9 protein-coding genes are annotated in these 12633 nt (G+C 41.8%); 2 read left to right on the top strand and 7 right to left on the bottom strand.

From position 1 onward, the window contains the following. Positions 1–194: 194 nt before the first annotated feature. Both I5907_RS17360 and I5907_RS17355 read right to left on the bottom strand, forming a co-directional pair. Positions 195–3488, bottom strand: a complete 3294-nt coding sequence (locus I5907_RS17360; RefSeq protein ID WP_196992065.1) for a T9SS type A sorting domain-containing protein — start codon at positions 3486–3488, stop codon at positions 195–197. Positions 3489–4131: 643 nt separating this feature from the next. Continuing rightward, a complete protein-coding gene (locus I5907_RS17355; RefSeq protein WP_196992064.1) occupies positions 4132–5796 on the bottom strand; it encodes a glutamine--tRNA ligase/YqeY domain fusion protein in 1665 nt (554 codons plus the stop codon). A 642-nt stretch (positions 5797–6438) separates the two neighbouring features. Here I5907_RS17355 and I5907_RS17350 point away from each other — a divergent pair. Beyond that, positions 6439–7578: a choice-of-anchor V domain-containing protein gene (locus I5907_RS17350; RefSeq protein WP_196992063.1), complete on the top strand. Its 1140-nt coding sequence runs from the start codon at positions 6439–6441 to the stop codon at positions 7576–7578. Positions 7579–7817: 239 nt separating this feature from the next. Next, positions 7818–8552: a lysophospholipid acyltransferase family protein gene (locus tag I5907_RS17345; protein WP_196992062.1), complete on the top strand. Its 735-nt coding sequence runs from the start codon at positions 7818–7820 to the stop codon at positions 8550–8552. A 257-nt stretch (positions 8553–8809) separates the two neighbouring features. Here I5907_RS17345 and I5907_RS17340 read toward each other — a convergent pair whose 3' ends face one another. The 5 genes from I5907_RS17340 to I5907_RS17320 form a co-directional block, all read right to left on the bottom strand. After that, a complete protein-coding gene (locus I5907_RS17340) occupies positions 8810–9208 on the bottom strand; it encodes a hypothetical protein (RefSeq protein ID WP_196992061.1) in 399 nt (132 codons plus the stop codon). Further along, the gene (locus I5907_RS17335; protein ID WP_196992060.1) at positions 9192–9956 is read right to left on the bottom strand and encodes a methyltransferase domain-containing protein; all 765 of its coding nucleotides are present in this window, start codon (positions 9954–9956) and stop codon (positions 9192–9194) included. Before I5907_RS17335 ends, I5907_RS17340 begins: the two co-directional genes overlap by 17 nt. After that, on the bottom strand, positions 9944–10678 hold the full coding sequence (locus tag I5907_RS17330; protein ID WP_196992059.1) for a DUF2071 domain-containing protein: 735 nt from the start codon (positions 10676–10678) through the stop codon (positions 9944–9946). Before I5907_RS17330 ends, I5907_RS17335 begins: the two co-directional genes overlap by 13 nt. Then, positions 10662–11069, bottom strand: a complete 408-nt coding sequence (locus tag I5907_RS17325; RefSeq protein WP_196992058.1) for a DoxX-like family protein — start codon at positions 11067–11069, stop codon at positions 10662–10664. Before I5907_RS17325 ends, I5907_RS17330 begins: the two co-directional genes overlap by 17 nt. Before the next feature lie 144 nt (positions 11070–11213). Beyond that, positions 11214–12515, bottom strand: coding sequence for an NAD(P)/FAD-dependent oxidoreductase (locus I5907_RS17320; protein ID WP_196992057.1), 1302 nt, complete (start codon positions 12513–12515; stop codon positions 11214–11216). Positions 12516–12633 lie beyond the last annotated feature (118 nt).

The following is a 12633-nucleotide window of genomic DNA, read 5'->3' as shown; positions in this document are numbered from 1 at the left end:
ACAGGCGATGAGCAATGCTGTGCTGCTGGTAAAAAAGCAATTAAGGATACCGGCTTTTGTACGTTGTGGCATCACCTGTTGCGTCGCAATCCGTTCAACTGTAGTTTTTCATGGCTGCAGGGGCAAGGTGGTGCCAAATAAAAAACCCGCCCATGCAAAAGCATAGCGGGTTATACATAGTGCTTAACATCCGGTTATCCTTTGACCAGTTTTGTTGAAAGCTTTTCTCCGTTATCGTTATTGATGATTGTTACGTTGTAGAGACCATCTGTTAATGAAGACACATTAACCGGTATCTTATTGTTGCCCTGGTTAGCAACGCCAGACTTGCGGATAACTGTTTTACCAGACATGTCAGTGATCTCGATTGTGTAGCGGTAATCTACATCTGCATCGAATGAAAGGTAAGTAACGCTTCTCGCAGGGTTTGGTGAAGCCGTAACCGTGGCTGTTTCTGTGGTTGTTTTAGTACTTGTGGTTGTAGTTGTGCCTACGGTGATGTTCAGTATTGTATTACCTGAACTTTCGCATTTGTTGTTGGCAGTAACTTTTACGCTACCATCTCTTGAACCCCATGTAACTGTGATGGACGGTGTGTTTTGACCAGAAGTAATTTTGGCACCGCTTGGCACGGTCCATTTGTAGGTAAGACCGCTAACTGCTGATGTTGTGTACACAAGACCTGCCTGGCCGGACTTCACTTTCTGCGGTCCTACGATGCCGCCAGGATTTTGTGGCGCAACTTTCAATGTTTTGGAAGAATTTCTGCTGGTGCCGCAAGTGTTGCCTGCTGCAACCTGCAGAGAACCACCATTGAAGCCAGACTGTGCGTTAAGTGTTAACGTTCTGCCATCGATGCTGGTAGAAGCGATCGTTGCTTTTGCGGGCAATGTCCACACATAAGACGTAGCATTCTTCACAGCATTTACAGAGAAAGTATATGTGCCAGGTCCGCACACACCTGTAATGTCTGCATCAGGGCTGAGGATAGTACCTGGTTTTTCAGGAGCGGTACCTGTGCCATTAGGAGCAGAGAAACCCTGGTTGTCTGTACAACCGTTTTTATCGGTAACAGTGTAAGTAATAAAGCCTGAGCTTTTCACAAATGTTCCGGTACCTGTGTAAGGCATTGTGCCGCCTGTTGCAGTTACATATACATTGGTTGTGCCGCCTTTACACTGCATAGGATCTGCAGATACTGATGTTATCAATACCTCAGGCTGTGTAACAGTGAAGCTTGCAGTTGTTTTACAGCCGTATGCAGCGTTGATGTTTACTGTATAAGTAGAAGGAACCAGTGCATTGATATCTTCTGCAGTAGACTTGAAATTTGTAGCGCTGCTAACCCAGCTATAAGTGAATGGTCCCTGGCCACCTGCCGGTTTCAAATCGATCGAACCATTTTTGCTGTTGTAGCATGTTACATTGTTAACGGTTGAACCTGTAACATCCGGTGCACTGTTCATGGCTGCTGCACTAACGGGTAAACTGATTTTTGATGCACCGCCACCATACACAGGAATGTTGCCAGAGTAAGAACCGGGGGCGTCTGGTCTGAACTTCACATACAACGACTGTGTGAATTTAGCGCCCTGGCTGATGATGATTGAATCACTGTATATACCATCTCTTGCAGTAGCGAAGCTGAAGCCTTTCAGCGGGCCTACCACTACGTTGCTGTTGTCAAGGTAAAGACCAGTAATGCTTACAGCCAGCGGATCAGGCGTAGAGGTGATACAAATTGTATCAAAGATTAAAGCATTTGAGTATGAAAGTGTGCTGCCTGTAACACCATTGCCTGAACGGGATAATTCAACGATCTGAAATATTACATTTTCTGAACCGGTATTTTTAATGAAGAAGTCTGCGCCGTTTGCAGCACGGTTTCCGAAATACGCATCATTTAAAGTTATTGCAACTGTTTTCCATTTGTTTGTATTGGTGCAGTTAATAGACATGGATGATGGCACTGTACCTGTTTTACCATCGTAGAACAACTGGAATTTACCGTTGCCCTTGTCGAGATAAGTTACCTCTATAATAACAGGGTAAGCGCCGTCTAAAGCAGCATTGTGTAAGAAGGCGTCTTCTACGTCAAAATAGAGGGCGTCTTTACCTTTTGCAAGATCAAAGCCCCTTGCAAAACGACCATAAGATGTATTTGGTTCTGCTGAAGCAACATTCCAGTAACCGGCGCTTGTTTCGTTAGCGTTGATCTGGTGAATGAATTTTTCGTAATTGCCCGGGAATAGTTTCCAGCCCACATCGTTTGTTCCGTTTGCTGCAATGTTTTCCATTTCACCACCCATTGCTGAGCCCATATCTTCCAGCTTTGCACCATAAGGTACAAACGGTGCAAGTACGTTATTAAACCTTGAATTTGTTAAAGCAACGGTACCATACTGAGATGCAGGAAACCTTACGCCATCTGCGGCATCAATCACATCTTTAAGCATACACATGGCATTGCTGCTTGTTGCGGCATCTTTATAACCTGCGTATTTGTTGAAGAGCGTAAAAGATGGATCATAGTTGTGATCCTGGATCTTGTCAATATTCTGGTTGTTCCAGTCAAGACCCCAATGAATACCATAAGCCATAATTGCAAACATGTTTTTGTATGGCTGAGAGAGCCACCATTTTGCACTTAACATGCTGCCCAGGAATTCTGATCTGGCACGCATCATTTGCGAATTGTTAGGATTATTCAGCAGGCCATATAACCATGCAGCCTTATCAGTTTCATAATTTAACTGGTAGCCCTTACCCAGTGTGCCTGTTTTTATCCAGCCGCCGGGACAATTTGCCATTAACCAGAAAGTCTGCTCTTCGCCATTATTTTTAGGGTTGCTGAGAATGTAGATCTTGGGGCTGGTATACTTATATTCGTCCCAATAATACAGGGTAAACTCCTGGAACAACTGGTAGAACTGTGCATCAGACAATGCATATTGCGATGCTACCTCACCTTTGTAGCTAATATAATCGCCGGTGCTGCCAAAGCAGGGCTGCACGCCGATGATATTGCTGCGTACATTAGCAGGGAGTGTTTCGATGTGCTCATGTACCTTGGTTATCATCCTCTTAAAGAATGATTTATAGTCAGCATCCATATAGTATGGAGAATACCCGATTACAGTACCGTTTACATCTTTCTCTGTAACTTTTGGTACACCATTGCTGTATAACCAATCAGGTGCATCTTCTTTTGTATACATGAGAAAAATAAAAGGAAGCCCGTCTTTGGCTTTGCTGGCCATTTCATCATCAAAAGCGGCCCAGTTCCATACATTTGGGCTTGGTTCAATATCAGCCCACCTGAAATTCGCAAGTCTGCCCTGTATTTCGGGATAAAGAGAAGTGGAGGCTGCTTCTCCGAAAGTCTGCCAGATACCGTACTTGTAGTGTGTTGTATCTGTTTGCGCTTGTGTTGTAAGCGTAACAATACTGCATAATGCCATGAGGGCATTGATGTAGAGGTTTTTCATGTTCTAAGATTTTGGATTTTTTGGATTTTTTTAAATGGATTTTACTTCATTGAACCAGGAACACATTGTTGCTGTTCCGATTCCTGCTACTCATTTCCGAGCCAATTAAAAAGCTTTCTTTTTTTGTAATAAAGAGTTTTGTTGGTGTTTGATCTCTTTAATGACAATCATCCAAATGCAAGAACCATGTTTTGCAGAAACCCGGATTGAAATAATCCCGGTTGCTGGTTTGAGTTGTTCTGTGTTTGTAAAGGTCTTCTCATTTTTTTGGGGGTTTTGATATTGGATGAAGCAAAGTTAATTTGTCTTCGAATGTTTAACGCCTTTATTTGATTAAAAAATGTCTTTTGTGTGATTAAATTTATTTAATTATTCTGGTTATTTACTGTTAATATCATTATCAATATATTGATAATCAATATTTTATTATTTTATTTCTAACTATTTCAAACAGTCCGTAAAAGGCTTTTTTATTTATTATGTGTCTTATTGGGATATTTTGTCTCAAAATAAAATCCGAAAAATTCGGACTGCATTTATCGACGGCTTTTGCCTTTTCTGGTCTAAAAAAACACCAAATCCCAGGCCATAAACAAAAAAGCCGCAGGGTCTCTACGGCTTCTTAATGCTTATTTATTAGCTTTTAATCTTTCCTGGTTTCTTTCGCCCATGTGTCTTTTAAAGTAACAGTCCTGTTAAAGACCAGCCCTTCTTCACTCGTGTCTTTGTCAAGATTGAAATAACCCTTCCGCAAAAACTGGTAGTGTTCATCAAACTTCGCATTTTTCAAAGCCGGTTCTGCAAATGCTGATTTAATCACCTGCAGCGAACCAGGATTTATGTAATCTTTAAAATCGCCTTCTTCAGACGATGGGTCTTCTACCTTAAACAGCCTGTCATACAACCTGATCTCCACCGGTACCGCGTGCTGTACACTTACCCAATGCAACGTGCCCTTTACTTTCATTCCGGCATTTTCTTCGCCTGTTTTACTATTGGCAACATGAGAGCATTTAAGCGCCGTAATAGTACCAGCCTCATCTTTTACAACTTCATCGCACTTAATAATGTAGGCGCTTTTCAAACGCACCATCTGCCCGGGTGCCAGCCTGAAAAACTTTTTAGGCGGGTTTTCCATAAAGTCTTCCTGTTCAATATAAAGTTCCCTGCTAAAAGGTACATCCCTGTAGGTTTTTTCCCCGGCTTCAGGATTATCTTCACTCTGTACCAGTTCCGTTTTTCCTTCCGGGTAATCAGTAATGATAATCTTTAAAGGTTCAAATACCACCATTCTTCGCTGGGCAATCTTATTCAGGTCTTCCCTTACACAAAATTCCAGCAGACCTACATCCACCATGTTTTCCCTTTTAGCCACACCAATGCGGTCACAAAAATCCCTGATGCTTCCAGGCGTGTAGCCCCTTCGTCTCAGGCCACTGATCGTTGGCATGCGGGGGTCATCCCAGCCGGTAACATGCTTTTCATTTACCAGTTGCAGTAACTTCCTTTTACTGGTTACAGTATAATTGATGTTGCGGCGGGCAAACTCATATTGATGCGAAGGATAAATCTCAAGGTGTTCAATCAGCCAGTCATATAGCTCCCGATGCGGCACAAATTCTAATGTGCAAATAGAATGCGTTACATGCTCTATTGAGTCACTTTGGCCATGCGCCATGTCATACATCGGGTAAATGCACCATTTGTCCCCGGTGCGATGATGATGCGCATGTTTTATACGGTACAAAACAGGATCACGCATCAGCATATTTGTACTTGCCATATCAATCCTGGCACGTAAAGTCCTCGTGCCATCAGCAAAAGCACCGGCTTTCATCTGTTTAAAAAGTTCGAGGTTTTCCTCAATGCTTCTGTTGCGGTAAGGACTTTCTTTGCCCGCCTCAACAGGTGTTCCTTTCATGGCTGCAATTTCTTCCGATGTGGAATCATCCACATAGGCAAGACCTTTACCAATCAATTTCAACGCATATTCGTACAGTGTGTCAAAATAGTCAGATGCATACAACTCATGCTTCCATTCAAATCCCAGCCATTTCACATCTTCCTTGATGCTTTCTACATATTCTGTTTCTTCCGTTACAGGATTGGTATCATCAAAACGCAGGTTGGTATAGCCGGCAAATTTTTTGGTAAGCCCAAAATTGAGGCATATGCTGGAGGCATGCCCAAGATGCAGGTAGCCATTTGGCTCTGGTGGAAAACGGGTTACGATCGATTTGTATTTACCGTTCTTCAGATCTTCTTCTATGATCTCTTCAATAAAATTCAATGATTTCTCTTCGCTCATGCTTTAAAATTCAAGGACGACAAATGTAAGGAATCGCAGTCAAGTGTGCATCGTAGCTTTTAAGCTTAACAAACCATGTAACTATCACACGTTGCTGATGCAAACTGCGATGAGTTTGAGCCAGGCTGAAGAACAGGCATCAGGCTTTCGTTGCGTCGCACACTTGTACTGTATCGCCATATGCAGCAGCGCCGGGTGTAACACCATAAAGAAAAGCCGGCCACTTTTATGATTAAGAGAAACCATTCTTCGCCAGCTACAGTTATTTTGTTTGGCGTTCATATTTTCCCGTTCAGCAATTATTTGTATTTCTTTAAAACCGGTGGCACCATTTTTAGTCGCTTCTGTCAATATATATACTACCTGCATTTTGTAAGCCTTGATACCAGTTAAAAGTATTCGGCTAAATCCCCGTTGAGCAGTATGGTTGGTGCGTCATAACCCCCAAAAACTTCACCAGCGGCTTTTCCGCTGACCTCTTAATTCCTTTGCAGTTGTACTGCAATAAACTTTTGTTGCATACTATTTATTGCGGCTGTGCATATAGCACGGGTAGTCATGTTTTGTCTTAAATGCGTGCACTATCCGGTGTTTATTGTTGCACACATGGCAGTGTCATTTCTTCATCCTAAATACATCGTTATGTTTAGTAAAGTACACCAGACACGCTCATTGATTTACAGGCAGAGAAAAAGTATCATCGTGCTTTCTTTGCTTGGTACACTTTTGTGTTTAACGCTTTTAAGTTACAAAAGCGGTCCTGCAAAAAACGGGCAGACCGTAACCGGCGCACCTTTCAACAGTAATCAAACCTGTTCCAAATGCCACAGTGGTGGCAATTTCGGTGGCACTATCAAAACGCAGTTGCTGGATAGTGCCAACAAGGTAACCGGCAAATATGTGCCCGGCAAAAAGTACACCTTCAAAATCCTTTTTACTAAAACAGCTACCGCAACACCAAAGTATGCTTTTCAGACAACCGCTGCTACACTTGCAAATGCAAACATTAATAAATGGGGTACATTGCCTGCCAATACACACAACACGCTTAAGTCAGGCCACAACTATGTAGAGCAATCAACAACGTTGACAACAGCACAAATAAAGATTCCATGGACTGCGCCTGTAAAAGGAACAGGCTCCGTAAAATTTTACACTGCAGGCAATCTTGTTAATGGTAATGGCAGCACATCCGGCGATCAGCCATTAAACACCATACTTACCATAACGGAAACCGCGGCTGTAGCAGCAGCAATATCACTCAATAATCTTTCCGGAAACCTTGATGCTAACAGTGCGGTTGTAAAATGGAATACCGACCGGGAAAAAAACATTCATAGTTATACCATTGAAAAAAGTTCAGACAACATCAACTATAAAGTTGCCGGCACACTGCTTTCAAGAGGTGGCGGCGATTACAGCTTTACTGATTTTTCATTCGATAAAAAAGCATGGTACAGAATTAAAATAACAGACAACGCCGGTGCTATTTCTTACAGCGACGAAATAGCAATCGCAAAACCTGCCAAAACTGATTATAAGCTCAGCTTGTACAGCCATGCTGGCAACGGCTATATCATGTTTAGTAATGGCGGCAAGGCACAAAAAGTACAGGTAGTTTTTGCTGATATACAGGGCAGGCCGATCAGCAGCGGTATAACTTTTGCCAATGAAGGAGATAATATGTGGGATATACCTGAGAACAGTCCGAAAGGTATAATCGTTATCAGTGTGATAACAGAAGATGGCATCAGAACATCGCTGAAGTTTATGCAAAATTGATGCATCGGCGATTTTTTTGGATAAATACAGGTAGCAAAAGGAGCTGTATCGTCGGCTCCTTTTTTTTGTGGGGCGGCGTGGTTGTTGCTTTGCCTGGTCTTCGCACATGCTGCACAAAGCTTCAATTGTACAAGAGTGCGACGCAACGAAGATGCCATAACATACAACTGCCGGGTACATGATTATTCTTCTTTGTGTTGCAGCCCGCCACATATTGTTTTGAGAATATATTTGCAGCAATGAAAATCTTTCGTGAAATACTTGGCAGGCTTTGGGCACTATGGGCATTGATCCTTTTTGTGCCCACCATGTTTATAGCATTACCATTTTACCTGGTTTGTTACCTGTTAAAAGAACCCGTTGCATCTAAATGGCACAGGCTCGTATCGAGAACATGGATGACTTTTTTTCTTAACCTCATCGGCTGCCCGCTGAAGGTTACAGGCACACACTATTATAAACCCGGGGAGAATTACATTGTAACATGCAACCACAACAGCCTGATGGATATACCCATTACCACGCCGTTTATGCCACAGGCCAATAAAACGATTGCCAAAACAACTTTTGCATTCATCCCCGTTTTTGGCTGGATATATGCCGCCGGCAGTATTCTTGTAAACCGCAAAAGTGAGCAAAGCCGCAGAGACAGTTTTAAAAAAATGAAGTGGGTTTTAAGTACAGGGCTCGATATGGTTATTTATCCTGAAGGTACACGCAACCGCACCAGCGACCCCCTGAAATCGTTCTACGATGGCGCTTTTAAACTGGCCACAGACACCGGTAAACCTATTATGCCTGCTTTGCTTTTCAATACCCGGAAGGTATTGCCGCCGGGTAAAATATTTTATCTCGAGGCACATAAAATGCAGATGCATTTTTTACCGCCTGTTGAAAGCAAAAATCTTACAGCAAAGCAGCTGAAGGAAAAAGTATTCCGGCAAATGTGGGATTATTATGAAGCCAACATGTGAAGACCTGACGGTTAGAAAAACAGTGAAAGAAGCCAGTGTACAGCGAGTGGCATGTATAAAGAAAATGATGGGCCGGTCTGCATTGCTACTATAAGGCTTTGGTTGCGTCGCACTCTTGTACTGCAACAACCATATGCAGCGTGGCGCTTACTTCCTGCAATATTAATCAGCTTGTTTAAATGCAGCGGTCTTTTCTGCACTGCAGGCTTTTTGCAACAATACAACAAGTTTGGGGTTATTAAGTTTCATAAACGCGTTTATGCAGTTTGGTAGGCAAGTGTAAAAACAATGCATACATAGATCCAGAACATTGAGAATATTATGTGGATGATGGTTTCGAATTTCTTACATCTCCATAACGCCGGTGAATAAATAAAAAACTGGCAGATGAGCCTTATAAACCAGAATATCAGTAAGCCGCCGGTTATCTTTTTGCCAAATGCAGTATGCGTCAGCTCATACCCGCAGGTTAAGCACAGCAGACCCATCAGCAATACAGTAAGAGCAATAAAGAAAGTGTGCACATACATTACCTGGCGGTTTATAAGGCTCAACGTTGTAAACTCCGTTTTCCATTTAAAATAAACGGGAAAAACAAGATGTATCAATGCCAGGACAATCATCATGGCACCAATAATTTTAAGATGCAGTTCCATGTTTTTGAAGTATGAAGGTTTTAATAAAGGGCGTTATTTTTATAGTAGCCGCAACAGAAAGGTTAGCCGCTGCAAAGGTTTTTAACCAGTTATTCCGGCTGTAAAAATGAAAGAAACCAACTGTGTATGCAATAAAGTTTGGAATATCCCGCAGATGTTCTGTAACAACAATTTTTCCTTTGGATGAGATGATTCTTTGTAACTCTTTAAAGAAAATAATTCTCTCTTCAACGTTCCTTATTTCATGGGCGGCAAACATTACAAATACCATATCTGCGGTATCGTTTGCCAATGGTAAATGATCTGTTGCAATTTTTACTGCACCGGTTACAGGTTTATATAATTTCCTGGCCAGTTTTATAGATGGTTCGGTATGGTTCCGGCTGTTGTAGAAGTCAAAAACCAGCAAATTTCTAAAATGATATTTCTTTTGAAGTATTTCAGATGTTTCATCAAAACCTGCATGAACATTTACTGCAGTTGCAGCTTCTTTGTCTATCATGTCAGTCAGCCAACGCATCCTGTACAGACCGGAAAAGTCGTAGATATATGCCGAAATAATAATTGAAAGCAGCGTGACGCCGGATATACACGTGCAAGTAAAAAATAACCAAAACCTGATTGGATTAACCGCTGTGAAAGCAAACAGCATCAGTATTAAAAATATAAGTAGTGACAACAGGTAGAATGGCCAGTTAAACCTGATGATATTACCGATTCCCTGTAATGGCTTCCTTATTGTTTCCATAATTCTACCACTCCTTTTTCCCATTCGTATGGTATATCTTTTAAGATAAAAGCATTGGACAATACTGCATTTCTGAAAACATGATTTTCCATAAACTTTACTTTACAGTTTGATACCTGAAGTGGCTGTGGCTTCCAGTTATCTCTGACACCTTTTACAATGGTGACTTCTTTATTTTTGGTGTTATAACTAAACGTATAAGGTAATGGTCCTGCAAATTTTCTTGCAACATTCCAGTCGGTGAAAGGAGACGAATGAGGCAAATGACCTGCCGTTGTTTGCACTGTTACATCAATACCGGCTTTACAAGACGTAACAGAAATGAAATCATCTTTTTCTGTTAATTTAAAATCAGCAGTTGTATAGTTATAATGTGTAAATGTATTGCCCAGCAATTGCATCAGGTATTTATCTGTTTGCGATTGAAGAATGTAAAGCCCACGCAATGTCTTACCTTTTGAATTGGTATATCTTACAAATATCCTGAAGCCTGCCAGGAAAAAACTGTTGCCTGAGAATGCCGGAAAGCCTTTAGGTCGCAAACCTTTGGTTTGTACAAATGCTATTGCCACAAATGCCCATTTGTTGTTGTAGGTATCCGGAGTAACACATTCAGGAATCAGGTGTATAATATCTTCTTTTGGAACAGCAAATGTTATTACGATTGATTTGGTGAAGTAAGCCTCCACTGCGAACGGATGATTTTTAAGAAAGGGTAACATTGCAATCAGGTTTTTTATATAAAATGAATGCTGTATAAGCTATAAAACAGGAAAAAACAAGTGCAAATAAGAGATTATATTCCTGCCATAGCAAAAGATCTTTTGCAAGGTGGAACTCCAGTATGTTCATTGTAACAATTACCGCGATTTGCGTTAAAGCATTTAGTTTTTTAAAGACGCCGGAGATGATCCATATAAACATCACAATTTCCGCTATGCCTATCAGTTTTGTGATTACTAAGCCGTTAGTAAGATTTAGGATGCGTTCCACAATTTGCTGATGTCTTGGTACAAGATTAAACACTTTGCAAAACAGGCCATTGATAAGCCATACAACAGCTATGCCGTACCTGCTTAGTGTGTAGATGGTTTGTTTGGTTTGGGCAGACATATTAGCCGGGTTGCCAATTTTATATAAAAGATGTTTCTACTTGTTTTATTCAGGCAAGCCGTTTGTGCCCGGGGACGCTGACTAATGTTATTCAGTACAAGCGTGCGACGCAACAGGTGCTTCATACGCGTGCAAAAGCCGGGCTCATAACAATCTTCTTGTAGCTTCTTCTGCCTTTGTAGGCTTAAATGATATTTTAAATAACAGGCGTAAACTCTGGTCGGAGGTGAAGTATTTATACACCCAGTTTACGAAAATCTGCAACCTGTTTTTTACACCCACAATGAGTACGAGGTGCAGGCCCATCCATACCATCCAGGCAAGCCATCCGCCGAAATGAATGCGGGGTTTTGGAATATCTACTACCGCTTTGTGCTTCCCAACGGTTGCCATACTGCCTTTATCGTGGTATTCAAAGTCATCCTGGTAGTGTTTGTTGCCGTTGACCTGCCTGATGAGATTTACTGCAAGATTTTTTGCCTGGTTGATGGCCACATTGGCAACCTGTGGGTGGCCATGCGGGTATAAAGGAGTCTCCATGTAAGCCACATCGCCAATGGCATAAACATTTTCTGTGCCTTGCACCTTGTTGGTGCGGTCAACCTTTATACGATTGCCCCTGACAATAAGTGTGCTGTCTATACCTGCGGGTACATTGCCTTGAATACCTGCTGCCCATATGAGTATCCTGGTGCCAATGATTTCGCCGGTTGACAACGTTGCATTCGTACCATCGTAACTTTTTACAACGGTTTTGGTAACAACCTTAACGCCGAGATCTTCCAGGTATTTACGGCTTTGAGCAGCACTTTTATCACTCATGGCGTTTAACGTCCTGGGGCTTCCTTCCACTAGATAAATATTCATTTTGGCGAAATCAAGATCAGGATAATCTTTTGGCAGAATGTTATTGCGCATTTCTGCCAGTGCCCCGCTTACTTCTACACCGGTGGGGCCACCACCTACCACTACAATGGTCATCATGCGTTGCAGTTCTGTAGCATCTTTGTCTTTTACAAGCAAGGCATCTTCAAAATTTTGTATTACCCGGTTGCGCAACTGCAGTGCCTCAATGGTAGATTTCATGGGAAAGGCATTTGCTTTCAGTTCTTCATTGCCAAAAAAATTGGTATCGGCTCCTGTTGCAATGATCAGCCTGTCGTAATCAAACGTGCCAATATCTGTGAGTATGTTATTATCCTTTGTGTTGATTTGTTTAACCTCGGCAAGCCTTACCGCTACATTTTTACTGCCCTGGAAAGCTTTGCGCAGCGGGAAAGAAATGTTACTGGCATCCAGCCCGGCAGTTGCCACCTGGTAAAAAAGAGGTTGAAACTGGTGATAGTTGTTCCTGTCAATAAGTGTTACTTCAATATCAATGTGGTCATTGAGGCGGCGGGCAAGCTTAAGCCCTGCAAAGCCTCCACCGATTATAACTACTTTCATGCTTCGTTGATTTGTCATACAAAGATAGTTGAATTTTCAGAAATTATTGAAAGTTTATGAAACTCTTTTTTCATTTTAGTCATTCCGGCAAGGTCATGGTTCTTTCAATATACCATAA

This window comes from Panacibacter microcysteis, assembly GCF_015831355.1.
Taxonomy (GTDB): domain Bacteria; phylum Bacteroidota; class Bacteroidia; order Chitinophagales; family Chitinophagaceae; genus Panacibacter; species Panacibacter microcysteis.
The sequence above is the reverse complement of the archived record's forward strand: the minus strand, read 5'-3'. Positions and strand labels throughout refer to the sequence as shown.

Bases quoted from the DNA above. Each gene is read 5' to 3' on its own strand.
- I5907_RS17360 (WP_196992065.1), bottom strand. From the start codon at position 3,488: ATGAAAAACCTCTACATCAATGCCCTCATGGCATTATGCAGTATTGTT.
- I5907_RS17355 (WP_196992064.1), bottom strand. From the start codon at position 5,796: ATGAGCGAAGAGAAATCATTGAATTTTATTGAAGAGATCATAGAAGAA.
- I5907_RS17350 (WP_196992063.1), top strand. From the start codon at position 6,439: ATGTTTAGTAAAGTACACCAGACACGCTCATTGATTTACAGGCAGAGA.
- I5907_RS17345 (WP_196992062.1), top strand. From the start codon at position 7,818: ATGAAAATCTTTCGTGAAATACTTGGCAGGCTTTGGGCACTATGGGCA.
- I5907_RS17340 (WP_196992061.1), bottom strand. From the start codon at position 9,208: ATGGAACTGCATCTTAAAATTATTGGTGCCATGATGATTGTCCTGGCA.
- I5907_RS17335 (WP_196992060.1), bottom strand. From the start codon at position 9,956: ATGGAAACAATAAGGAAGCCATTACAGGGAATCGGTAATATCATCAGG.
- I5907_RS17330 (WP_196992059.1), bottom strand. From the start codon at position 10,678: ATGTTACCCTTTCTTAAAAATCATCCGTTCGCAGTGGAGGCTTACTTC.
- I5907_RS17325 (WP_196992058.1), bottom strand. From the start codon at position 11,069: ATGTCTGCCCAAACCAAACAAACCATCTACACACTAAGCAGGTACGGC.
- I5907_RS17320 (WP_196992057.1), bottom strand. From the start codon at position 12,515: ATGAAAGTAGTTATAATCGGTGGAGGCTTTGCAGGGCTTAAGCTTGCC.